We start from the raw sequence: 23957 nt of genomic DNA, 5'->3' as shown, positions 1-23957 counted from the left end.
GGCGAGAGTTGGTGCTGTGCGCGCGCACTTGTCAAGAGGTGGAGAGGGAAAATGGCGGCAGAGAACGGACTCGTCGGAGACCTCCGGGCCGACCCCAAGGTGTCCACGCTGGCCTATTTCGGCTCGGAGCTGCGCATCAAGAGAGAAGAGGCGGGCCTCTCCCAGACGACGCTGGCCAAGCGCACCTTCTGCAACCACTCCCTGATCTCCCGCATCGAGTCGGCCGAACGCGTCCCGACGGAGGAGTTCGCCCAGCGCTGTGACGAGGTGCTGGGCACAGGGGGCACGTTCTGGCGCCTGTGGCCTGTCGTGATCCAGCACGCGTATCCGGACTGGTTCCGGCCGTTCGTGGAGATGGAGCGGGACGCGAAGTCCATCTGGACCTTCGAGAACCAGGTGGTGCCTGGACTGTTGCAGACAGAGGAGTACGCCAAGGCAATGTTCGCCCCGAGCCGTCTGCCCAACGCCCACGAACTGGTCGCGGCACGAATGACCCGTCAGCACATCCTGGAGGAGGAGACACCTCCGGAGGTCTGGGCCATCCTCGACGAAAACGTTCTGCGCCGGGCCATCGGCGGCCCCGAAGTCATGCGGCGTCAACTGGAGCGGCTGGCCGAGTTCGCGCAGGAGCCCCGCATCGTATTGCAGGTCCTGCCGTACGCAGCAGGAGCCCATGCGGGTCTCGCAGGGGATTTTGCCGGACTCACCCTCGATGAAGGGCCGGACGTGGTGTATGTAGACGGCATCGTGCGCGGCCATATCTTGGCCAGTCCGGACGACGTGCAGGCAGCGCGGCGTGCCTATGATCTGCTCAGGGCCGACGCCCTGTCCCCTAGGGCATCCCACGACATGATTGCCGCAACGGCAAAGGAGCTCGCAGCATGATCAGCTCAACCAGTCTCCCCTGCCAGGCGTGGCGCAAGAGTACGTACAGCTCCAACAACGGCGGTAACTGCCTAGAGGTCGCGGACGACTTCGTGGGGGCGGTGCCCGTCCGGGATTCCAAGGTCTCGGAGGGTGCGGTGTTGCTCGTCCCGGCCGGCGCGTGGAGCGCGTTCATCGCGACGGTGCGCGACGGCGGGTTCGTGGGGGGTTAGTCGGGCGACTGCCCCTCAGCGGGCCCGACTCCACGCGCATCGGGCCCGCGACGGCGGGCCTACGTGTGCGGGCCGTCGTCGGTGGTGTTGTCGCGGACCGGTTGTCTGAGGATGGTGCGCAGCTTCTCGGGGGCGGCTTTGCGGGGGTCGCTGAGGTAGATCTCGTGGTGTTTGCCGACCATGTGGAGACCGTTGTCGGGGATGAAGCTGTGGTGCATCTGTGCCAGGGTGTCGGCCTCGTCGTCGAACGGGCCGACGTGCAGCGTCTGCACGCAGACTCCCTCGGACAGTGACTCCAGACGGATATCGCCCAGGCGCGCCAGGTGGCCTTTGGCTCCGGCCTGCTCGACGGCGGCGTCGAACATCTGCTGGTCGATCCAGTCCGGCGCCATGATCATCAACGTCCAGTGCCATCGGGACTTGTCACGCGACACCGTGAAGGAGTCCATGTCCTCGGCCCACCACAGACCTTCCAAGGGGCTGACGACGTAATCGCGCCCGAGGTCTCGCTTGCTGGCGAACTTCAACTTGTAGGCCACCGGATAGAGCGCTTGGACCGCTTCGGCGTAGGCGGGCGAGGTGTTCGGATCGCCGTGGCCGTCGAGCATGAGGTATTGCATGTCGGGTACGTCCACGATCCGGAACTGGTCTCGTCTCGCCCGGTAGGCGTCGAGGCTCTTCTTGAAGTCGGTCTTGTCGGTCATCGGGCACCTGGACTCGGGGGAGCCGCGGCCTTTCTGCGTCGGGGAAGCTCGGGGAGCAGGAGAACTCAACACCTCGCGCACCGGCAGCGCGAGCAGGCTGCCGCCTCCGGTGACGGGCATCGTGCCGGACCGGACCGCGCGACCAGGGTGCTGCGAGGTGGAAGGGGCCGCTCCGTAGCGGACTCGCCCGGTGACGAACCGCCGCCCGGCTCCAGGCACCCCCCCTTTTTTCGTCACCGGCTTAGGGGGTGACGGATTTCGAGCGACGTGGAGATCCCGCGGGTACGGGCGCCGCCACGAGCGCCGCGATGAGGAGCGCCGCGATACCGCCGTCCGGACCACGCCCGGTTCGCTGACGCACGGATCAGGGAGTCAGAACGACCTTGCCGAACAGGCCCCCGCCTTCGACCAGTCTGTGAGCCTGGTGCGCCTGCGCCAGAGGCAGCACCTCCTGGACGACACCTCGTAGACGCCCTGCCGCAGCAGCCTCGAACAAGACCTGGGCCTGCGGGACGATCGCCGGACCCGGGAGTGAACCGAGACTGAAGGCGATGAACGTGGGCGACTTGTGATAGTTCTCCAGCAGCGCCTCGCCGAAGGCGGTGTCCGGGGCCCCACCGGCGGCGCCGCACAGGACGAAGCGCCCGTTCGGTCGCAGCCGGGAGACCCACGCGCCGACTTCGGCGCCGCCGACCGTGTCGAGGACGACGTCATACTCGGCTGAGGCCCCGGCTTCGGCACTCGGCACCACACGGGACGCACCGAACTCCTCCAGCCGGTCATCCGGGCGTCCGCGGGAGACGACCGCGGTGACCTCCGCCCCGAGGGCAGCCGCCTGCTGAACGGCCATGAGACCGATCCCGCCCCGTGCTCCTCGGACCACCACGGAATCGCCCCGGCCGACACCGGCCCGCTCGAGGCCGATGCGCGCCACCAACCCGTTCACACCAATCGCCACGGCCTCACCCGCGCCGACCCCCTCCGGCACAGTGGCCAGGCTGTCGGCGCCAACCAGCACCTTCTGCGCATAGCCACCGCCCTGGACCTGCGAGAACACGCGGCGTCCAAGCCAGCCGCCGTCCACGCCTTCACCCACCTCTGTGACCACCCCCGCGATCTCCACTCCCGGGGTGAAGCCCGGCACCGACAGCGGGCCGTACTCGCCACGCCGGGCCATGATGTCCACGTACCCCACACCGCTGGCTTCCACGGTGACCACCACTTCTCCCGCGCCGGCCACCGGGTCGGGGGCATCTACCAGAGCCAGAACCTCGGGGCCGCCGAAGGAACCCGCGACCACTGCTTTCACCGTCACCACATGCCTCACTGCTCGTCAACGTGTGCTCTCCGACGAGCGGCCGACAGCGCCGTTCTGTTCCCCGAGCGGACGGGCCCCGTGATCCATATTTGCGTTGGAGCGCACTCCAACTCCTAGTTTCGGCGGCATGCGATACATCAGACTCGGAACGACCGGGCTGGAAGTCTCCGCCATCACCCTCGGCTGCATGAGCTTCGGCGAGCCGGACCGGGGCGGCGAGCCCTGGTCGCTGGGCGCGGACGCCAGCCGGGAGATCATCAAGCAGGCCCTTGAGGGCGGCGTCAACTTCCTCGACACGGCCAATGGGTACAGCGCCGGAAGCAGCGAGGAGATCGTCGGTCAGGCGGTCAAGGACTTCGCCCGGCGCGAGGAGGTCGTTGTCTCCACCAAGGTCTGGATGCGGATGCGCCCCGGCCCCAACGGCGCCGGGCTGTCCCGCAAGGCGATCTTCGCCGAGCTCGACGCTTCCCTGAAGCGGCTGGGGACCGACTACATCGACCTGTACCAGGTCCACCGCTGGGACTACGACACCCCGATCGAGGAAACCCTGGAGGCGCTGCACGACGCGGTCAAGTCCGGGAAGGTCCGCTACATCGGAGCCTCTTCCATGTACGCCTGGCAGTTCGCCAAGGCCCTGTACCTGGCTGATCTGAACGGCTGGACCCGGTTCGTGTCGATGCAGGACCACTACAACCTCATCCACCGGGAAGCGGAGCGGGAGATGCTCCCGCTCTGCGCCGACCAGGGCATCGGCGTGATCCCGTGGAGCCCGCTGGCGCGGGGCAGGCTGACGCGGGCCCGGGACACCGCCTCGGCGCGTGCCGGGACCGACGAGGGCGGCGAGATCCTCTACCGCGACCAGGACCAGGCAGTGGCCGAGCGCGTCCACGAGATCGCGGGCAAGCGGGGTCTGTCCCCGGCCCAGGTCGCCCTGGCCTGGGTCATGCGCAACCCGGTGGTGACCTCGCCCGTCGTCGGGGTCACCAAGCCGGCCCAACTGGCCGACGCGCTCGCCGCTGTGGACGTCGAACTCGACGAGGAGGAGGCCGCCTACCTGGAGGAGCCCTACCAGCCGCACGAAGCCGCCTACCTGGAGGAGTCCTTCTACAAGTCGCAGCCTGTGGCGGGCTCCCGGTAATCGGGCCGCCGCCTGTGGCGGGCTCCCGGTGGTCCGGGCCACCGCCGAGCCTTCGACGAGTCCTTGCCTCCTCGGCAGGAGCCCGTCAGGGGAATGTCACCGTTCGCCCGCAGAACCGTCCCCGTACCGCACCTGACCTGCCCTCGCTTGCGCACGTGTTCGAGGTGGTGCCAGCATGCGGAAGGTTCGCGAGGGGGCGGAGTCGGGGGAGTACGGGGAGGGATGCACGGTGCGGCTGACCGAATTGGTGCTCGCTGAGGAGCGGGCCTCTCAGGAGGCCGAGGACGCGGGGCGGCGCTTCCAGGCGTTTTTGCGGGAGTTCCGGGCCACTGCCGTGCTGGTGCCGCTCGATGACGCGGGCGGGCTGTGGTCGGCCGAACTGGGCGGCATCCGCTGGATCATGGCGTTCTCCGACGAGGAGGAGCTGTCCCGCTTCCTGCTCACCCGGCACGAGGGGGGCGAGCGCGAGTACCGCCGGATTCTGGGCTCGCACCTGCTGGACTCCGTCGTACCGGCCGTTCCCGGGCCGTGCGGGGTGGCCCTGGACGCGGCAGGCGAGCACGGCACCGTACTGCCTCCGGTGGCGGGCATCGTGCCGGACCGCGCGACAGCCGAGGCGTACGCGGCCACCGGGACGGCGTACGCCAACGCCGGGGCTGCGTACGCGGGCGAGCGGCGCGAGGGGCGGGCATGAGCGGCAAGGAGCCGGATCTCGCGGCGCCCAAGGACGCGCTGGCGCTCATCACGAAGGGCATCAACGGCGCGCTGGGGGAGCTGAAGGAACTCGGCATGGTCGGCGAGGCCGGCATGGGCCGGGGGTTCTCCGAGGTGTCCCTGACCGGCATGCAGCTGGGGCACGAGGGCCTGACCTCGGCGTTCGGCGACTTCTGCGACCGCTGGGAGTGGGGCGTACGCGCCCTGGTGCAGGAGGGCAACGAGTTCGCGGAGGCGGTCGGCCTCTCGGCGGGCGTGGTGCACGAGCAGGACCAGTACATCCAGGGCACCTTCAAGGTGGCGGTGAACGCCGGGATCGGCAACCCGTACGCCTCCGAGGAGGAGATCACCCGCAAGGACTGGGGCGAGGTGCTCTCCGACAACCCTTACACCCAGGTACGGGACGCCGACTACAGCATGGACTCCTTCCGGCGCGCGGGGGACAACAGCCTCCAGGCGTGGAAGAACACCGCCTGGGACGTGAGCACGGCATCCGGTGTCGGGTCGCAGATCATCGACGGGGCGGGGCTGCGCGACGACCTGAACGACAAGCTCCGGCCCGTACTCGGCCCCACCCCCGAGGAGCAGCAGGCCGCCGCCCAGCAGCAGGCCGCCGCCCAGCAGCAGTCCGCTTCCGCACCGGCTGAGGGGGCGCGCTGATGGGGCTCACGGACACCTTCGGTGACCTCGTCGACGGCGGAAAGTCCCTGGCCGACAAGGGGCTCGGGGCCGTCGAGGACGGGTGGGAGAAGGGCAAGAAGGGTCTCGGCGAAGGCGTTGACTGGGCCACGGACTGGACCGGCCGGGGGCTGGACAAGATCGGCGCGGAGGGCGCCGCCGACGCGGTCGAGGACTGGGGCGATGAGACCGCCTCCTCGCTGGGCGCCACCGTCAGCGAACAGCAGCTCGGCCAGACGGAGGAGGCCGACGAGCTGGTACACGGCTCCCCTTCGGACATCCGCTCCTCCGCGAAGCATCTGCGCGACTTCCAGCACGCCTTCGAACGGGTCGGCAAGGGCATGCGCCAGCTGGACTCCTCGCACTGGAAGGGCGAGGCCGCCAAGACCTTCCGCGAGAAGTTCCCCATGCATCCGGTGCGCTGGGCACGCGCCGCCGACGCGTGCGAGAAGGCCGCGGACGCGCTGGAGTCCTACGCCGACACCGTCAAGTGGGCCCAGGACCAGGCGAAAGAGGCCGTCGCCAAGTACAAGAAGGGCAATGCCGCCTCCGACAAGGCCGCCAAGGAGGATCCCCCGCCGGAGACCGACCCGGGCACGGCACACCGCGACCTGGCCAAGGAGATCCTGGGCCGCGCCCGGCGACAGCGCAACGAGGCGGCCGGCAGCGCGGCGAAGTCCGTGCGCGCGGCGCTCGCCCACGCGCCCAAGGAGCCGCCCCCGCTCAAGCGTGCCGCGGCCACCTACCTCGACGGCATGGGCGCGGGCGCCATCGAGCTGACCCACGTCGCGGGCGGCGTGGTCAAGGGCGCCGCGGGCATCGTCACCTTCGCCCGCGGCCTCAACCCGATGGACGTCTACAACCTCACGCACCCGGCCGCCTACGTCCAGAACGTGAACATGACCCTCGCCGGTCTGGTGTCCACCGCGGCGCACCCGGAGCGCATTCCGCAGGGGCTGCTCGCGACCTTCAAGAACGACCCCAGCGAGGGGGCGGGCCGCCTCATCCCCGAACTGATCGGCACCAAGGGCCTCGGCACCCTCCGTACCGGGCTGCGGGTGGCCGCGAAGGAGGGCGCCGGGACGGCCGCGTACGGGGCGGCCAGGGAGGGCGCCGAGTCGGCTGCCAGGACGGGGGCGCGGGACGCGGCGGGGGCCGGGAAGGACTGGAGCGACCTGGCGAAGTCCACGCCCGACACCAAGCACCCGGCCATCCACGCCGACGCCGTGGAGCCGGGCCGGGCCCGGGAGTTCCTCGACGAGGAGTTCCCCTGGATGAAGGACCTGAACAACACGGGGGAGTACGGCTACACCCACAACTGCCCCAACGCCACGGTCACCGTGGACCGGCGGCTGGACGGCCACGAGGTGTCCGCCGCCCCGCTGCACGGCGGCGGCGACATGCCCAACACCGCCCTGCGCAGCGGCCACCCCGACGGTTTCAAGTACTACATGAACAGCTACGACGACATCATCAAGGACATGGGTGAGCGCGGCCCCGACGCGCGCGGCGCCGTCAGCATCCGCCGGGCCGACGGCACCGGCCACCTGTTCAACGTCGTGAACACCCCGCACGGCGTGACCTTCCTGGACGGCGCCACCGGCAACCTCGCCAGACTCGAACAAGACGTGATACGCATCGGATACATGCCGTATCGAGGATGATCACCCCCGCGATCGATGACCGTCACCGGCCAGACCGGTGATGACCGTCACCGGCCAGACCGGTGACGGTCACAGCACCATCGGCGACGATCGCCGCGCAGCCAGCCTGTCCGATGTCCAGCCCCCGCCCAGCACCCCGGAAACACAAACATGACGCTCTCGCACGAAGACGCCCTCGAAGCCGCCCGCGCCTACCTGCGGACCCTGCCGTACGAGGCGCAGTTCACCCTCGTCATGCAGCCCGAGCTGACCCGGGAGTACGACGCGGCCTGGGCCATCAGGTTCGACTCGCAGGAACACCTGGACACCGGCGACGAGATGAAGGCCCCCTTCACCCGGGTCGTCATCGTGCCCAAGGACGGCGCGGCCCCGCACCTGCCGCCGACGTACCTGCCGGTGGCGGAGTACGTCGCCACGCTCGCCGCCGCCCCGGAGCGGCAGCAGCCTCCGGCCGGGGCCTGAGGCTCATGCCCATGCCGCCGTCCTCTTCCTCTTCCTCGTCCGTGCCCGGGTCCGATCCCCGTGGCCAGGCGCTGGGCTGGCTGCGTGCCACCTACGGCGGCCTGGTCGAGCTGACCGTCCCCGAACCCGTCGCCGAGGACGCCACCACCTGGCTGTTCGCCTGCCGGACCGTGCCCCAGCCGGGCTATCCCGCCACCCCGATGCTCGCCGCGTCCGTCGCCGTCCCCAAGGACGGCAGCACGCCCTTCCACCCGGCCTCGAACGACCTGTGGGCCGACCTCGCGGACTTCGGCCGCACGCGCACCCCGCGCACCCCCGACCAGCAGGCGCGGCGGCTCAACGCGCGAGGCTGTGTCGTCGCGGTCGGCGGCGGCCTGGCCGGTACACCCGCCGTGCCCCTGCCCTGGTCGCCGGCCCACGAGGCGCCCGGCTGGTGGGACCTCCTGCTGCGCCGCTACTTCCCCGGCGCCGAACGGCTGACCTGCGGCAGCTGGGACGAGGTGACCGGCGCGATGCACGAGACGGGCCCCGGCACCCGGGGCGTGGTGTGGATCCGGCGGGAGGCCGGCGGCGTGGAGGTATCCGGACACCTCGTCCACGTCCACGTCACCGAAAAGGACGGCCAGGTCGTCTACCTCGACGGCATGACGGGCGGACTCGCACAGCTGGAGACACGGGGCCTGCGCAAACTGAAACTCGCGCGCCTGCGGCCGGAGCCCGGCGCCGCGCCCCCGCCGCCCAAGCCGCCCTGGCGGCGCCCGGCCCCCGACTTCACCGCGGCCGTCGTCAAAGCCGAGACCTGGCTGGCGCACACCTACCAGGAGCCGCTGGAACTCGTGGACCCCGACCCGGCCGACGAGCGCGGACGCGGCTGGCTGTTCGCCTGCGAGACCAAGGCCCGGTTGAACGGCGGCGACTGGTCGCGGGGCATGCTCGACGCCGCCCTCGTGGTGCCCAAGGACGAATCCGTACCCTTCGGCCTGCCCAACTCCCTGCCCTGGCACTGGCTCGACGCCTGGGACAAGGGCGCCGAACCGGGCGACGGCACCCTGCCGCTCCCGCCCCGCCCCGGAGCCGCCGCCTGGCTCCCGGCCACCCTGGCGGAACTCGGCGCCGGTACGCCCGCGGTCTCCGCGCACACCGAACTCGCCGATCTGCTGGACGAGTTGGCCGGGCTGCCGCCGGGTGCCCGCGCCCTGATCTGGGTGCGCCGAGTGGACCACCGGGGCCGCGAGTCGGTGGGGCTCGTGCTGAACGCGTTCCGCACCCCGGAGGGCAGGACCGGCATCGTGGACGGCTCGGCGGCCCCGGTCACCGACCTCAACGCCCTCGCGGCCAGCGGCTTCCGCCTGATCCGGTACCGCTGACGCGGCGCCGGGCCCCGCCCCGCGCGGGGCGGCGCACACGAGGGGCCGAAAGTGCGCTGCCGGGCCTGGAGTTCACCCTTCGGCGCGGGCACAGTGACGGAATGCGGATCTCGACGACCACCTTCCTGACCGACGAGACGATCCGGCCCGCCCGGCTGGCCCGCGAACTGGAGGCACGCGGATTCGGCGGCCTGTACCTGCCCGAGCACACTCATATCCCCGTCAGCAGGCGGACCCCGGCGCCGATGGGCGAACCGCTGCCCCGCCCCTACGGGCGCACCATCGACCCGTTCGTAGGGCTGGCCGCCGCCGCGACCGTCACCGAGGAGCTGGCGCTGGGCACCAGCATCGCGCTCGTCGCCCAGCACGACCCGATCGTGCTGGCCAAGCAGGCGGCGACCCTCGACTGGATGTCCCAGGGCCGCTTCACCCTGGGCGTGGGCTACGGCTGGAACGTCGAGGAGGCCGCCGACCACGGCGTGGAATGGCGCACCCGCCGCGCGCTGGTACGGGACCGGATCGCGGTGCTGCGCGCGCTGTGGGCGCCGGAACCCACGGCCTACGAGGGCGAGTTCGCCTCCGTCAGCGCCTCCCACGCCCACCCCAAACCGGTGCGCCCCGGCGGCCCGCGCGTCCTGCTGGGCGGCGCCGCGGGCCCCACGCTCTTCGCGCACATCGCGGAGTACGCCGACGGCTGGCTGCCCGTCGGCGGCGCCGGCCTGTCCCAGACGCTGCCCGCCCTGCACCGCGCCTGGGAGGCGGCGGGCCGCAAGGGCGCCCCGGTCCTCGTCCCCAGCTTCGTCGTCCCCTCCCCGGGCAAGCTCGACCACTACCGCGGCCTGGGCGTCGAAGAGGTCGTCCTCCAACTCCCCTCCGGCCCGCAGGACGAGGTCCTGCGCGCCTTGGACGAGTACGCGCGCTATCTCTGACCGGCCCCGGGCGGGCCCGTTGGGCGGACTTGCCCGCGAGCGTCTGTGGCCCGATCGCGGCCTGCCGGGGCGGAGGGGCGGTCTCCCGTGGGTGCCACGGTGGTTGGGCGTTGAACCAAGCAGTGAGTGGGCGCGTGGTGGGGGCGAAGGCTCGCTGTTGCCCAGGGGCAGGAGAGTGACATGTCCGAGACCGCTCCAGAACAGTGGTGGGTGGCCGCCGACGAGTACGCTGAGGTGTCGCCGGAGTGGCTGAGGACACCGTCTCCGGGCGCCGGTCCGAACTTCCTGAGGCAGCCGCTGGAGCAGAGCGGCCATGACCAGCAGTCCCGGTACGACCCGCCACCGGCCGCCGAGCATGCTCCCCCTCCGCCACTGACGACCGAAGCGGCGTACGACGCGTGGGACAGGACGCGGTCGGACCTGCGGCCTCTCCCGAGCCTGGGAGTCGTCGCCGGGCACGCGCGGAAGAAGTACGAGTACACCGTCAATGAGGGGGATCTCAGAGCTTTTGAGACAGCTCACGGAATCCCCTTGGAGACGCTGGAACTGAACCGCGACAGTGAAGGCCGAGTGGTGGGGGTTCAGGAAGGGGACGGGAGGCGGTGGCAACCCGAAAGATACAGAACGCCGACGCACCTCATCCCGGAAGTTCTGGAAGTCGTCGCACTCATGGAGAAGCGGGATCCGAACACGGTCGAGACGTACCAGCGCTGGGATTCCCTGCCGCTGCATCAACGCCCGGCCCCCAACGGGAAAGTAGTCGCCGGGTTTGCCCAGGAGACTGTGGTTCGCCATCTGAGGTCCGGAGACGTGGACCGTTTCGCGGACAAGCACCGCATCCCTCGGGCGGATATAAGCCTCACCCGCAACGCCAAAAGCCGGCACGTGAACGGCGTGGTGCTGCGGCCCGGCGCCCCCTGGCCGCCCACCGCGTGGGGAGTCCCGTCGGAGCAGGGCGCCGTCGCGGGCAATCCGCTCGGCACGGCCGCACACCACACGTCGCCGGGGCGCGGGCACGATGCCGCCCCGCCCGCTTTCCCGGACGCATCGGCGCCCACGTCCCCCGGGCCTGTGAGGTCGCAGGCGCGTATCCGATCGAGGGCGCGACGCGCCCGGTCCGGCAGGTGACGGACAAGGGACGGCGGACCGGGGCGAAGCGGGTCGCGTCCGTGGTCGGCCGGCGGTGGCTTCGGAGCAACTGGCTCGGTTGAGACCCCGCCCCGGCCCGGCCGGGTCCACTTCCCGGGAGGGGCCGGATCACACGCCCCGGGCCTGCGGAAATGCCGCCCCGCGGCGCTACGCTCGATGGATGACCTCACACGGACAGGCGCCGACGGCCAACGCGATGCGCAGGGCGCTCAAGCGGGCCCGTGACGGCGTGGCCCTCGACAGCACCGAAGCGGCCGTCCTCCTCCAGGCGAGGGGCGACGATCTCGCCGACCTCACCGCCTCCGCGGCCCGCGTCCGGGACGCCGGGCTGGAGGCCGAGGGGCGGCCGGGCGTCATCACCTACTCCCGCAAGGTCTTCATCCCTCTCACGCGGCTGTGCCGCGACAAGTGCCACTACTGCACCTTCGTCACCGTGCCCGGCAAGCTCCGCGCCGAGGGGCACGGGATGTTCCTGTCGCCCGATGAGGTGCTGGACATCGCGCGGCGCGGCGCCGAGATGGGCTGCAAGGAGGCCCTGTTCACGCTCGGCGACCGGCCCGAGGACCGCTGGCCGGAGGCCCGCGAGTGGCTGGAGTCCCACGGCTACGACGACACCCTCGCCTATGTGCGCGCGATGGCGATCCGCGTCCTGGAGGAGACCGGTCTCCTCCCGCACCTCAACCCCGGGGTGCTCAGCTGGACGGACTTCCAGCGGCTCAAGCCCGTCTCGCCGTCCATGGGCATGATGCTGGAGACCACGGCGACCCGCCTGTGGTCGGAGAAGGGCGGCCCCCACTACGGCTCGCCCGACAAGGAGCCGGCCGTGCGGCTGCGGGTCCTGGAGGACGCGGGGCGCTCGAACGTGCCGTTCACCACCGGCGTCCTCATCGGCATCGGGGAGACGTACGAGGAGCGTGCCGACGCCGTGTTCGCGCTGCGCCGGGTGCAGCGCGCCTACCACGGCATCCAGGAAGTCATCGTGCAGAACTTCCGCGCCAAGCCGGATACGGCCATGCGCGGCATGCCCGACGCCGAACTGGAGGAGCTGGCGGCCTGCATCGCCGTCACCCGGCTCATCCTGGGCCCGTCGGCGCGCGTGCAGGCGCCGCCGAACCTGGTGGACGCGGAGTACGCGCGCATGATCGGCGCCGGCATCGACGACTGGGGCGGCGTCTCCCCGCTCACCCCCGACCACGTCAACCCCGAGCGGCCCTGGCCGCAGATCGACGACCTCGCCGAGAAGACCCGTGCGGCCGGTTTCGAGCTGCGCGAACGGCTCACCGTCTACCCGGAGTTCATCCGGCGCGGCGAGCCCTGGCTGGACCCGCGCGTCCTGCCGCATGTGCGCGCGCTGGCCGACCCGGACACCGGTATGGCACGCGCGGACGCCACCGTCGAGGGCCGCCCCTGGCAGGAGCCCGACGAGGGCTTCGTCCCCAGTGGGCGCACCGATCTGCACCGCACCATCGACACCGAGGGCCGCACCGCCGACCGCCGCGAGGACTTCGACGAGGTCTACGGGGACTGGGCGGAGCTGCGCGAGCGGGCCGCGCCCGGCATGGCGCCCGAGCGCGTGGACTCCGATGTGCGCGGGGCCCTGACCCAGGCCGCCGCCGACCCGACCAAGCTCACCGACGAGCAGGCGCTCGCGCTGCTGCACGCGGACGGCCCGGCGCTGGACGCGTTGTGCCGGACGGCGGACGACGTGCGCCGGGACGCGGTCGGCGACGACGTCACGTACATCGTCACCCGCAACATCAACTTCACCAACGTCTGCTACACCGGCTGCCGGTTCTGCGCCTTCGCGCAGCGCCGCACCGACGCCGACGCCTTCACCCTCTCCCTGGAGCAGGTCGCCGACCGCGCCCAGCAGGCGTGGGAGGTGGGCGCCGTGGAGGTGTGCATGCAAGGCGGCATCCACCCCGACCTGCCCGGCACCGCCTACTTCGACATCGCGCGCGCGGTCAAGGAGCGGGTCCCCGGCATCCATGTGCACGCCTTCTCCCCGATGGAGGTCGTCAACGGCGCCACCCGCACCGGGATGTCGATCCGGGAGTGGCTGACCACCGCCAAGGAGGCGGGGCTCGACTCCATCCCGGGCACGGCGGCGGAGATCCTGGACGACGAGGTCCGCTGGGTCCTCACCAAGGGCAAGCTGCCGGCCGCCACCTGGGTCGAGGTGATCAAGACCGCGCACGAGGTCGGTCTGGGCACGACGTCCACGATGATGTACGGCCATGTCGATCAGCCCCGCCACTGGCTGGGCCACCTGCGGCTGCTGGCCGGCATCCAGCGTTCGGCGCGGGAGAAGGGCCTGCGCGGCTTCACGGAGTTCGTGACCCTTCCCTTCATCCACACCAACGCCCCCGTCTACCTCGCCGGCATCGCCCGCCCCGGCCCCAGCACCCGCGACAACCGCGCGGTCACGGCCATGGCCCGGCTGCTGCTCCACCCCTGGGTGCCCAACATCCAGACGAGCTGGGTCAAACTGGGTACCGAGGGCGCCGCCGAGATGCTCCGCTCCGGTGCCAACGACCTGGGCGGCACCCTGATGGAGGAGACCATCTCCCGCATGGCGGGCTCCTCTTACGGCTCCTACCGCTCCATCAAGGACCTCCAGGCCATCGCCGAGGCCGCCGGGCGCCCGTCCCGGGCCCGTACGACCTCCTACGGCCAGGTCCCCGAGGAGCGCCTCCGCGCGGCCACGGCCTCCGACGGCCACCTCCCGGAGCTGCTGCCACTGGTGTGAGAGGCCGCCTTCGCGCCCGGTGCCCGGCGGCGGGCCGCATCCGCGTGGCGGGTGGCACGGTCCGCCGCCGGTCCGGGGCCGGTCCGCCGCCGGTCCGGGGCCCTGGGCAGGGCCTGGCGGATTCCCCCTCTGACCGATCCGGGGCGGGTCCATTAGAGTGCTGCGCCGGAAGGGCGGGGGAGCGCGGTACGGGAGTGGCGCGGGGAGTCGGGAGGGCGCGGAGACGTGGCAGCAGCTTCGGGTGGTGCGGGCGGCAGCGCCGCCGCCACGGCCATATGGGGCCGGGCCGAGCAGCAGGACTTCCGCAGCAGAGTGCGCGGATGCCTGCTGGGCGGCGCGATCGGGGACGCGCTGGGCGCGGGCGTGGAGTTCGACTCCCTCGCGCAGATCCGCGACAAGTGCGGTCAGCAGGGCGTGACCGACTACGTGTCCGCTTACGGGCGGCGGGGCGCGATCACCGACGACACCCAGATGACGCTCTTCACCGTGGACGGCCTCATCCGCGCACATGTGCGCCGTGACACCGGCGCCTGGCACCCGCCCACCGACGTGCACGCCGCCTACCGCCGCTGGGCGGCCACCCAGCGCGACTGGGGCCCCGACGAGCGCCGCGAGACGGACGGCTGGCTGGCCCGCGAGGAGTGGCTCTACTCCCGTCGCGCCCCCGGCAACGCCTGCCTCAGCGGCCTGGCCGACGAGCGCATGGGCACGCTCGACAAGCCGAAGAACGCCCAGTCCAAGGGGTGCGGCACCGTCATGCGGTCCGCGCCCTTCGGGCTGCTGGTCGGCTGGGAGCCGCAGTTGGTCTTCCAACTCGCCGTCGAGTGCGCGGCCCAGACCCACGGTCACCCCACGGGCTACCTCGCGGCGGGCGCGTTCGCCGCGATCACGCACGCGCTGGCCCGCGGCGAGGGTCTGGACACCGCCGTCCAGCGCGCCCTGGTCCAGCTGGCGGCCCGCCCCGGGCACGAGGAGACGACCGAGGCGCTCAAGCAGGCGCTCGGCGCGGTCCGCCAGGGCATGCCCTCGCCCGAGCGGGTCGCCGCGCTCGGTGAGGGCTGGACGGCGGAGGAGGCCCTCTCCATCGGCGTGTACTGCGCGCTGGTCGCCGAGGACGTACGCCATGGCCTGCTGCTGGCGGTCAACCACGGCGGCGACAGCGACTCGACCGGCTCCATCTGCGGCAACCTGCTGGGCGCCATCCACGGGGAGACCGCGCTCCCGCCCGGCTGGGTCGCGGAGGTCGAGGGCCGCGCCACGATTCTCGAACTCGCCGACGACTTCGCGATGGAGATGACCCAGGGCCCGGCGCTCCACGGCCCCGGGGCCGCCTCCCCGGCCTGGCTGGCCCGCTACCCGCGCGCCTGATCAGCCGGGAGGGCGTGCTGCGTCGGGTGGGCGTGCTGCGTCGGGAGGGCGTGCTGCGTCGGGTGGGCGTGCTGCGTCGGGCGGGCGGCCGACAGCCCCGTCGGCCCGTCAGGCGCGGTCGCGGTCGCTGTCGCGGTCGTGGTCGTGGTCGCCGGGGCGGCGGGTGACCTGCCAGGCCGACTCGATCATCTGGAAGATCTCGTCCACCGCGGCCTGCGGATCGGGCGCCTCGCGGGCCAGCGCATAGGCGTCGATCACGAACCTCGCGATCGTCCGGGCGGCGATCGGGGTGGGTGCCAGGCCGGGGTCGGCGGCGATGGCCGCTCCCAGCGTCTCCGCGTGCCGCAGTCTCATCGACTCCTCGTACTCCCGCAGGGCCGGTGACGCGTCGATCATCCTCCAGACCGGTGCCGCGCTGTCCGCCGTGCAGTGGCGCACCAGGGCGTGGATCTCGCGGCGCAGTGCGGGGATCAGCGGCTCGTGCGGGGCGCGGTCGGTGACCGCCTGCGCGAGGCGCTGCTCGAAGCCCTCGTCCTGCTCGAACACCAGCGCCTCTTTGGCGGCGAAGTGGGAGAAGAGCGTGGTGACGGCCACATCGGCCTCGGCGGCCACGTCACGGATGCCCACCGCGTCATACCCGCGTTCCAGGAAGAGCCGCATGGCGGTCTCCGCGATCTTCTGGCGGGTCGCGGCCTTCTTGCGCTCACGGCGTCCGGTCGGCACGGTCATGCCCGCAGGCTACCAAGCACTACCAAGTACGAAACCCTAACCGTTTCGATAAACTAACTGTTAGTGCTACGGTCGCTCCCATGAAGAAAGTGAGCTTCGCCGAGTTCGGCGGCCCGGACGTGCTGCGCCTCGTGGACGCCGAGGAGCCCCACGCGGGCCCGGGTCAGATACGCGTCGCGGTGCGGACGGCGGGTGTGAACCCCATTGACTGGAGGATCCGTGAAGGCCAGTTCCAGAAGGAGAGCCGTACCTCGCACAAGCCGCTCGAACTGCCCGCCGGGATCGGACAGGACGCCGCCGGGGTGGTGGACGAGGTCGGCGAGGGTGTCGAAGGGGTCCGGGCCGGCGACCTCGTGTTCGGCAGAGGGGCGGAAACGTACGCCGAGTTCGCGGTGCTGTGGTTCTGGGCCCGGATGCCCGAGGGCCTGACGTTCGAAGAGGCGGCCGGATACCCCTCCGTGGTGGAGACCGCGTTGCGCATCATCCGCGAGTCCGGTGTGGAGCCCGGGCAGACGCTGCTGGTCAGCGGCGCGTCCGGGGGAGTCGGATCGGCGGTGCTCCAGATCGCCCGCGAACGCGGTATCGCGGTGATCGGCACGGCCGGGGCCGCGAACCAGGACTACCTGCGTGACCTGGGCGCCCTGGCCACGACGTACGGGGAGGGCTGGGTCGAACGGGTGCGGCAGTTCGGCCGGGTCCACGCGGCGCTCGACCTGGCCGGCTCGGGCGTCATCCGTGAACTCGTCGAACTGACCGGGGATCCGGGGAAGGTGATCACCATCGCCGACCTCACGGCGCCGGAGTACGGTGCCCGGTTCTCCGCCGTCTCCGGGGACAAGACGAAGGCGCTCGCCGAGGCCGCCGGTCTCATCGCGCGCGGAAGACTCCACATCCCCGTCGAGAAGTCGTATCCGCTCGCCGAGGCCGCAGCCGCGCACGCCGACAGCCAGGCCGGTCACACCCGCGGACGCCGGGTCCTGGTCGTCTGACCCGGCTCCCGGCCCGGACGGCCCGGACAGCCCGGCGAGCGCGGCCCGGCAGGCGCGTCACCTCCCCAGGGGCGAGCGGCTGCGCTGCGACGCCGTCGCCCTACTGACGACAGACGCGGGACGGCTGTAGGGAACGCCCGGCCGTGGGGAATCGGCGCGCCGCTCGCCGGCTTCTCGCCCGCGTACGGATTCCGCACCGTCCCGCGCGGGGAGATGGGCTCGGGCCGCCTGGGCTATCGCGGCGTTCGGGGACGGCGGGTCAGGCGTCACCGGGCGGTCGGGGGAAGGCGCCGGAGTGGCGGGAGTGCTGGGAGCCGGGCCGTGCGAAGGCAGCGCGGGATAGTACATTCCCGCGTCCTGCGGAAGGAGTTGAGTGGAGTAGTACGAGATTCCCTGCGCTATCGCACCGGCCCCTCCGACGTACGCGCTCAGCAAACCCGTACTGGACGCGCCGTACGCTGCCGCTCCGGCCACGTTGAGGAGACCGCTGCCCAGGCGGAAATAGTTGGGCTTCGGGTTGATCTGATCCGGGTGCCAGTAGATTTCGAGAAACCGCTGGGATTCATCGACGGTTTGCTTCAGCCCCACCAGGCCGTTCAGAGCCACCCCGGCGCCGTATGCCTTGAGGCTCTTCGTCATGGTGCCGATCCCCTGGACGATCAGGGGAAGTCCTTCCAGGCCGGCTTCGAGGGTGCGCCTGGAGAAGGAGGCATTCGTGGGCTCGTTCACGGTTTTCCGCTCCTTGGTTCCGCTCAAGCACCGGAGCACGGCAGGACGGCGGATTTTTTGCCGTCCTCGGCCATTTATGAAAACAACGTGAAGCCCCCACCGAGCCGCCATTGACGTGGCCCATATACCTTTCGCTGCCTTCTTGATGGCATTCGCACACGGGACGCGCACGGAAGAGCCGTGGCCCTCACCGGACTCCGCCCGCGGCACCGCGCCTCGCTGCCGCGTCACCGGTCAAGGGGGTGACGGTTCGAGGGGGCGGGTCTGGGGCTCCGGGGCCCGGGCGGCGCCGGGCTGCGAGTGCGTGGCCCTGCGGCGTCACCGGTCAAGGCGGTGACGGTCCGACGACGGCGGCCGGCCCGGCGGCTCCGGCGCCTGGACGCCGCCGGGCCCGGACCGCCAAGCCCGCGAGAGCGGGCAACGCGCCGCGTCAGCGCATGATTTCGCCCGCGTTCACCAGCAGGCACTGCCCCGTGATCCCCCTAGCCCGCTCGGAGGCGAAGAAGGCGACGGTCTCGGCCACGTCCCCGTCGGAGGCCATGCCCGGCAGCGCCATCCGCTCGTCCAGCCGGGCCCGTACCGCGCCTTGGCCGATGCCCTCCGTATCGGCGGCCCAGGCCACATAGCCCTCCACCATCGGCCCCCACATCCACCCGGGCTGCACAGTGTTGACCCGCACCCGGTGCGGCCCCAGCTCGCGGGCCAGGGAGTACATCGCCGAGACGAGGCCGCCCTTGGACGCCGCGTAGGCGGCCTGCTGGAGCTGGGAGGGCGCGGCGACGGAGGACTGGGTGCCGATCATCACGACGGAGCCGTCGCCGCGCGCCCCGGCTTCCTTGAGGGCGGGCAGGCACGCGCGCGTCATGCGCAGCGTCCCCAGCAGGTTGACATCTACCACCTGCTGCCACTCGGCCAGGTCGGCATCGGCCAGCCCGCCCATCACCGTATCCAGCGCGGCGACGTGCACCACGGCGTCGATCCCGCCGAACCTCTCCACCGCCAGCGCGGCCAGCGCCTCGCACTGCCGCTCGTCGCGGATATCGACGGCGCGGTAGGCGCTGCGCCGCCCCTCGGGGTCGAGCTCCGCGGCGCACTTGGCGAGGTGCGCCTCCGTACGGGCACCGAGCACGACGCGGGCGCCCTCCCGCAGGCACGCGGCGGCCACTTCGCGTCCGAGTCCCGCGCCCACTCCCGAGACCACCACGGTCTTGTCCGCAAGCAGCACGACGGATCGCCTCCCGCACGACTCTCGATAACTGACGCCCAGTCAGATACACCGTAGGGGAGCGGAGACGAGGGAGGAAGACGATGACGCGGGAGACATCGGCCGGGCCCTACGCACGGCTGGCCGCCGAAGGCCCCTACGGAGTGCGCCCGGGGCACGCGCTGATCACGATGGTCGAACCCCACCCGGGCCACGAGCACGCGTACAACCGCTGGTACGAGGACGACCACTACATCGCGGGCGCCATGGCCATGCCCTGGATGTACGCGGGCCGCCGCTGGGTGGCGACCAGGGACCTCCAACTGCTGCGCTACCCGGCCCAGTCCCCGGTCGCCCAGCCGGTCACCGCGGGCTGCTACCTGTCCACGTACTGGATCACCGAGGGCCGCTACGCGGAGCACATGCAGTGGACCGTGGCCATCAACAAGCGCCTCAACCGCGACGCTCGCGTCCACCAGGAGCGCACCCACATCTTCACGAGCTTCCAGGACCACGAGACCACCGTCTACCGCGACGGCGCCGCCGGCCCCCGCGACCACCACGCCCTCGACCACCCCTACCGGGGCCTGGTCCTCCAGGTCGTCGATGCCGAGGGCCCCGGGCCGCGCGCCGGACTGCTGGAGTGGCTGCGCACCACCCACCTCCCCGCCCGCCTCAAGAACTCCCCCGCCGCGATGGCCACCGTCTTCCGGCCCACCCCGCTCCCGGGCGACCGGATGACCTACGTCAAGCAGGTCGAGGGCGTCGATACCCGGCTGACCCTGCTCTGGTTCCTCCAGGAGGACCCGCGCGAACACTGGGAGGCATGCTTCACGGGCCTGGAGGAGGCGGTGGCGGAATCCGGCCTGGGCGCCACCCGTTTCGTGGCCCCCTTCATCCCGACCATCCCGGGCACCGACACCTACGTGGACCAACTGCGCTGAACGCGTGGAGGCGGATGCGAGGGACGGATGCGAGGGGGCAGGACCGAGCCCCCTCGGCCGGGGCGGCGGACCGGGACGAGAGGGCTCCGGTGGTGCGTGGGTCGGCTCGGTGCCGGGGTCGGTCGGACCGGGCGTCAGGCGGGGGCGCGGGGCGTACGGGAGGAGAGGCCGACGGTCACCGGCCGCCGAGGCGCGTCACGAAGTCCGCCCACGCCTCCGGCCGGAAGCTGAGCGCACTGAGTGCCGGGTCCTTCGAGTCGCGCACGGCCACCACGCGCGCCACGGGGGATTTCACCTCTACACAGGCGCCGTTTCCTGTGGAGTAGCTGGATTTGGTCCAGTTGCGGGTCGTGCCCTGCTGAATTGGCATGTGTGCTCCGGGGTTCCGGTCGGTCATGACGTGCGAGCGACGTTACGCGGCCGTTTCGGGCCGCGAAGGTGTCGTTCACTCGACCGGATGGCATATTCCAGACAGCTCTTCACACTGCGGTAGGGCGCGGTGTAGCCTCCCCGGCTCCGCTGGAAACCGCGCTCGGCACCCCCGCCGGGCACCCCCCTCCGGCACATGCCAGCCCCCGCCCCGCCGGAGCGCCGGCCCGGGGAGCCTCAGCCCCGGGCGTATTCCTTGGCGACCTTCTCGATGAACTCCCGCGTCTGGTCCGGGTTCAGCGCCTGAGCCCGCAAGTGCTCGTACATGACGCTGTAGTTCTGCACGTCGTTCGCCTTCTCCAGATAGAGGTCGCTGGTGACGCCCTCCAGGTAGATGACGGTCGAGTCCGAGGCGTCCGGGAACTCCAAGATGGCGTACTGCCCGTTCACCCCCGGGTGCGCGCCCATGGAGAACGGCATGACCTGGAGCGTCACATGCGGCTGCTGGGACATCTCGATGAGGTATCCGAGCTGCTCGGCCATGGTGTGCTTGCCGCCCACCTCGCGCCGCAGCACCGACTCGTCCAGCACCGCCCACAGCCGCAGCGGGTTGCGGGTCTCGCGGATGCGGTCCTGGCGCCGTACGCGCACCTGCACCCGGCGCTCGATGTCCGCCGCCGTGGCCTCCGGCAGCGCGCCCGCGACCACCGCCTCCGCGTACGGCCGGGTCTGCAACAGCCCCGGCACGACCTGGGGTTCGTACACCCGCAGCGAGGCCGCGTCGGTCTCCAGGCCGATGTAGACGCTGTAGGGGATGTCGCCGAAGGCGTGCCACCAGCCCTGCTGCCGCGACTCCTTCGCCATCTGCATCAGGGAGTCGACCACCCGCCGGTCCTCGACCTCGTAGACGCCGCACAGATCGCGCACATCGCGCTGGCTGATGCTGCGTCTGCCGTTCTCCAGCCTGCTGATCTTCGACTGGGAGACCAGCAGCCGGTCCGCGACCTCCTCGGCCGTCATGCCCCGCTGCTCGCGCAGCCGGCGCAGCTCCTGGCCGAGCCGGCGCCGCCGGACTGTGGGATTGACGTTGGACGCCACGGGACCGCACCTCCGCGTAAAGTACGACTACTTCTTGCAGGTTGCCACCAACTTGTCCCCTGGCGCTGGCAAATGGCAACAGAGAGTGCGGATCCGAGTACAGCGGAGCCCGGGACCGGCGCACGCGCGGGGTGGCATTCCGGCCGTCGTTCTCCGGCCGGAACACCACCCCGTGCGCTCGCGGCTCCCGACGCGGTGCGTCGGCTCGCTCGGCTCGGTCTTCTCTTCTTCTCGGCCTTCTCGGCCTTCTCTTCGCGCTCTTCCCGGCCGGTGCCTCTTCCGGGTGCCGGTGCGCTTCGCTCACCCGGCCGGGTGCCGGTGAGACCGCTGGGAAGGATCCCGGCAGCAGCCAGAACACCGGCAGCGACCCCGGAAGCACCGGCACATAAGGGTGAGGGGTACGGGCGGACCGGACGAGGGCGCCTCAGCGCGCTCCCGCACGGACCATTCCGCCCGCCACCTGCCGCGCCGGCGCGGACACATGCCCGGCCGTGCCCGCCACGGACGACGCCGTCGCCCGCGCCGCCGGACGCCCCGAGGGGGGCGCCGCACCGGCCTGCGCACGCCGCGGCTGGGCCGCGGCACCGTTCTGCACGTCCATCACCGCGTGCGCGACAAGACCGCCCATCGGGTCGTGCCTGATCAGGTCCCGGAGCCTAGAGCGGCACGAGCGCCCCTCGTTGCCCGGGTAGAGGTGCTTCCCGAGGCCGACCGCGTGGGCCAGCGCCGCGAGCGCCGCGGTCCGCGGGTCCGGTGGGACCCCCGTGCGGATCGCCGAATCGAGCCGGGCCCTGATCTCCCGGCTGATGGCCGTCTCCGTCGCCTGGTAGCGCGTGGTCGGCAATACCCCGCACATCTGGCCGGATACGGCATGCACCATGCCGCAGCGCTCCAGATGCGTGAGATAGGTTTGGCGAAGCCCCAGCCGAGGCCCGCCGATCCAGTGGACCGCGCGCACCGGACTGCCGCGCCTGCGCAGCAGTTCCAATGCGGAGTCCAGGGTCGGATCTCCGGTCGGCCGTGGCAGCACCACGGCGATACGATCCCCATCAGGGGCTATCCGTCCTGCCAGAGCCAGCTCTACTAGCTGGGCCCCGGCCAGGCCGAGGTCAAGCGACTGCGGCTGCGCCGTGGTGCCCGTGGCCGGGTCCAAGGCGAGCAGCAGAAGCTCCTCCGGAATTGTTCTGCGGCTCCTGCCCATCCATGCCTCCCCGCGTGGATGAATGACAGGGTGACCCCTCTCACAATGGTCTGTCGAGAGTGCGCGGACCTTATGGACGGGAACCAGTAGGTATGTCGTTCTCGTCTGCCCGCTTGGGGAGGCCGAACAGCCCACCCGGAGGAGCGCTGTCACATCAGGTGGCAGCCGCGGTGCACAGGACACTGTTAACTGGTATGGCGAGCGGCGAGCAGCATCAGGAGGCATCGGTGGCGGGCGAATCCCCCGACAGGTCGGAGCGGGAGAAGTCGTCGGGGGAGACGACGGAGAGCGCGGGCAAGGTTGCACGCCCTGACGGGACGGCCGAAAACGAACGGTTGAAGGGCGACACGTCCTCGACGGTCCCCTCCCCGGCTTCCCCCGCCGACGAGGCGGGGACCTCGGGGAGTACCGGCTCCGGCGACGAGGGCGACACACGGCTGAAGTCCGCCGTCGCCGCCTGGGTCGCGGGCGACCCCCCGGAAGACGGCGGCGCCGCGCCGGACGAGCGCGACGCGGGCCCGGACGACGGCACGGGGAAGTCCGGCACGGACCCGTCCTCCGGCCTTCCCGTAGGGGAGAAGCCGGACGCCGAGGGCGCCGCGGCAGCCGGGCAGCGGGCCGGGAACGCGGCTGCCCAGGCATCCGGAGGCGACGCTCCGACCGCGATGTTCGGGATCGTCCACCCCGGGGGCGGCCAGGGCAACGAGGACGACCGAGCGGCTGCCGAGCGCGCCGAACGGCTGACCTCCGCCTTCTTCGGCTCCGCCAAGAGCGCCAGCGACGAGGCGGACGCGGAGCAGAGCGCGAAGCCGGAAGCGGAGCAGCACGCCGAGCCGCGCGGTGCGGCGGGCCCGGGGGCTGCGGGAGGCGCGGGAGCGCCCCCCGCGGACCAGGCGACGGCGGTGTTCCGTACGCAGCCCGCGCCGCCTGCCGCCCCTGCGGGCGAACAGGGCGGTAAGCCGAAGACGCCCGGGAAGCCCGCAATCGGCGGAGGAAAGGGTTCAGCCACCTCGGCCGGAACGGGCGCCGCCTCCGTCGGTGCGGCCGGTGCTGCTGGTGCTACTGCTGCTGGTGGGGCCGGTACTGCTGGTGCGGCCGGTGCGAAGGGCGCGGGTGACCGGCCTGCCGGAAGCAGCGGCAACACCGGAGGCGCCCGAAACACCGGAGGCGCCGGGCACGCCGAATCGGAGGCGGAGCGGACCAGCCAGTTCGTTCCGCTCAGGTCGGCCGACGAGCCCCGTACGCCGGCCAAATCGCTGCCGCCCTCCGCGATGTCCGCGGCCTCCGCGCCCTCGGCGCCCGCCGCGGCCACCGGCTCCGGGGCGCCCACCGCGCGGCCCGCGCCCGCCGGACCGTA

Annotated in this window: 22 protein-coding genes and 1 pseudogene; 15 read left to right on the top strand and 8 right to left on the bottom strand. The window is 71.7% G+C overall.

Features of this window, described 5'->3' with window-relative positions:
- The first annotated feature begins 51 nt into the window (after positions 1–51).
- Complete coding sequence (locus ABD339_RS30895; protein ID WP_344570475.1) at positions 52–885, top strand: helix-turn-helix domain-containing protein; 834 nt, start codon at positions 52–54, stop codon at positions 883–885.
- Entirely contained in the window at positions 882–1097 is a 216-nt protein-coding gene (locus ABD339_RS30890; RefSeq protein WP_344570474.1) for a DUF397 domain-containing protein, read from the top strand. Before ABD339_RS30895 ends, ABD339_RS30890 begins: the two co-directional genes overlap by 4 nt.
- A 59-nt stretch (positions 1098–1156) precedes the next feature.
- Here the strand turns inward: ABD339_RS30890 and ABD339_RS30885 are convergent, their stop codons facing one another.
- A complete protein-coding gene (locus ABD339_RS30885) occupies positions 1157–1801 on the bottom strand; it encodes a GyrI-like domain-containing protein (protein WP_344570473.1) in 645 nt (214 codons plus the stop codon).
- A gap of 364 nt (positions 1802–2165) precedes the next feature.
- Entirely contained in the window at positions 2166–3116 is a 951-nt protein-coding gene (locus tag ABD339_RS30880; protein WP_344570472.1) for a quinone oxidoreductase family protein, read from the bottom strand.
- A 130-nt stretch (positions 3117–3246) separates the two neighbouring features.
- On the opposite strand from ABD339_RS30880, the gene ABD339_RS30875 reads away from it, so the two are divergent.
- The 10 genes from ABD339_RS30875 to ABD339_RS30830 all read left to right on the top strand — a co-directional run bounded on the left by ABD339_RS30875 (position 3247) and on the right by ABD339_RS30830 (position 15337).
- Entirely contained in the window at positions 3247–4257 is a 1011-nt protein-coding gene (locus tag ABD339_RS30875) for an aldo/keto reductase (protein WP_344570471.1), read from the top strand.
- 175 nt (positions 4258–4432) lie between these two features.
- Positions 4433–4951, top strand: coding sequence for an SseB family protein (locus ABD339_RS30870; protein WP_344570470.1), 519 nt, complete (start codon positions 4433–4435; stop codon positions 4949–4951).
- The gene (locus tag ABD339_RS30865; protein WP_344570469.1) at positions 4948–5631 is read left to right on the top strand and encodes a hypothetical protein; all 684 of its coding nucleotides are present in this window, start codon (positions 4948–4950) and stop codon (positions 5629–5631) included. Before ABD339_RS30870 ends, ABD339_RS30865 begins: the two co-directional genes overlap by 4 nt.
- On the top strand, positions 5631–7313 hold the full coding sequence (locus ABD339_RS30860; RefSeq protein WP_344570468.1) for a putative T7SS-secreted protein: 1683 nt from the start codon (positions 5631–5633) through the stop codon (positions 7311–7313). The genes ABD339_RS30865 and ABD339_RS30860 overlap by 1 nt, the downstream gene beginning before the upstream one ends.
- Before the next feature lie 150 nt (positions 7314–7463).
- Positions 7464–7775 carry a YrhB domain-containing protein gene (locus ABD339_RS30855; protein WP_344570467.1) on the top strand — a complete coding sequence of 104 codons (312 nt, stop codon included), beginning with the start codon at positions 7464–7466 and terminating at the stop codon, positions 7773–7775.
- A gap of 11 nt (positions 7776–7786) precedes the next feature.
- Positions 7787–9142, top strand: a complete 1356-nt coding sequence (locus ABD339_RS30850; RefSeq protein WP_344570466.1) for a YrhB domain-containing protein — start codon at positions 7787–7789, stop codon at positions 9140–9142.
- Positions 9143–9243: 101 nt separating this feature from the next.
- Entirely contained in the window at positions 9244–10071 is an 828-nt protein-coding gene (locus ABD339_RS30845) for a TIGR03619 family F420-dependent LLM class oxidoreductase (RefSeq protein ID WP_344570465.1), read from the top strand.
- 180 nt (positions 10072–10251) lie between these two features.
- The gene (locus ABD339_RS30840) at positions 10252–11199 is read left to right on the top strand and encodes a hypothetical protein (RefSeq protein ID WP_344570464.1); all 948 of its coding nucleotides are present in this window, start codon (positions 10252–10254) and stop codon (positions 11197–11199) included.
- Between the two features lie 181 nt (positions 11200–11380).
- Entirely contained in the window at positions 11381–13969 is a 2589-nt protein-coding gene (locus ABD339_RS30835; protein ID WP_344570463.1) for a bifunctional FO biosynthesis protein CofGH, read from the top strand.
- A 225-nt stretch (positions 13970–14194) separates the two neighbouring features.
- Positions 14195–15337, top strand: coding sequence for an ADP-ribosylglycohydrolase family protein (locus ABD339_RS30830; protein WP_344570462.1), 1143 nt, complete (start codon positions 14195–14197; stop codon positions 15335–15337).
- 108 nt (positions 15338–15445) lie between these two features.
- On the opposite strand, the gene ABD339_RS30825 is transcribed toward ABD339_RS30830, so the two are convergent.
- Positions 15446–16066: a TetR/AcrR family transcriptional regulator gene (locus ABD339_RS30825; RefSeq protein ID WP_344570461.1), complete on the bottom strand. Its 621-nt coding sequence runs from the start codon at positions 16064–16066 to the stop codon at positions 15446–15448.
- Positions 16067–16146: 80 nt separating this feature from the next.
- Between ABD339_RS30825 and ABD339_RS30820 the strand changes: the two genes are divergently transcribed.
- The gene (locus ABD339_RS30820; RefSeq protein WP_344570460.1) at positions 16147–17055 is read left to right on the top strand and encodes an NADP-dependent oxidoreductase; all 909 of its coding nucleotides are present in this window, start codon (positions 16147–16149) and stop codon (positions 17053–17055) included.
- Positions 17056–17112: 57 nt separating this feature from the next.
- Here the strand turns inward: ABD339_RS30820 and ABD339_RS30815 are convergent, their stop codons facing one another.
- Positions 17113–17784, bottom strand: a complete 672-nt coding sequence (locus ABD339_RS30815) for a hypothetical protein (protein ID WP_344570459.1) — start codon at positions 17782–17784, stop codon at positions 17113–17115.
- Positions 17785–18214: 430 nt separating this feature from the next.
- A complete protein-coding gene (locus ABD339_RS30810) occupies positions 18215–19009 on the bottom strand; it encodes an SDR family oxidoreductase (protein WP_344570458.1) in 795 nt (264 codons plus the stop codon).
- Between the two features lie 83 nt (positions 19010–19092).
- On the opposite strand from ABD339_RS30810, the gene ABD339_RS30805 reads away from it, so the two are divergent.
- Positions 19093–19932: a hypothetical protein gene (locus ABD339_RS30805; RefSeq protein ID WP_344570457.1), complete on the top strand. Its 840-nt coding sequence runs from the start codon at positions 19093–19095 to the stop codon at positions 19930–19932.
- Positions 19933–20107: 175 nt separating this feature from the next.
- Here the strand turns inward: ABD339_RS30805 and ABD339_RS30800 are convergent, their stop codons facing one another.
- The 3 genes from ABD339_RS30800 to ABD339_RS30790 form a co-directional block, all read right to left on the bottom strand.
- Positions 20108–20302: a DUF397 domain-containing protein gene (locus ABD339_RS30800; protein ID WP_344570456.1), complete on the bottom strand. Its 195-nt coding sequence runs from the start codon at positions 20300–20302 to the stop codon at positions 20108–20110.
- A gap of 236 nt (positions 20303–20538) precedes the next feature.
- Positions 20539–21399 carry a helix-turn-helix domain-containing protein gene (locus ABD339_RS30795; protein ID WP_344570455.1) on the bottom strand — a complete coding sequence of 287 codons (861 nt, stop codon included), beginning with the start codon at positions 21397–21399 and terminating at the stop codon, positions 20539–20541.
- A 424-nt stretch (positions 21400–21823) separates the two neighbouring features.
- A complete protein-coding gene (locus ABD339_RS30790) occupies positions 21824–22600 on the bottom strand; it encodes a GOLPH3/VPS74 family protein (protein ID WP_344570454.1) in 777 nt (258 codons plus the stop codon).
- A 194-nt stretch (positions 22601–22794) separates the two neighbouring features.
- Here ABD339_RS30790 and ABD339_RS30785 point away from each other — a divergent pair.
- Positions 22795–23957, top strand: a pseudogene (locus ABD339_RS30785) (hypothetical protein); the annotation flags it as partial.

The sequence above is a fragment of the Streptomyces axinellae genome (genome assembly GCF_039532135.1).
In the GTDB taxonomy this organism is placed as follows: Bacteria; Actinomycetota; Actinomycetes; order Streptomycetales; family Streptomycetaceae; genus Streptomyces; species Streptomyces axinellae.
Note: the sequence above shows the minus strand (reverse complement) of the source record. Positions and strands in the feature narration are given on the sequence as shown.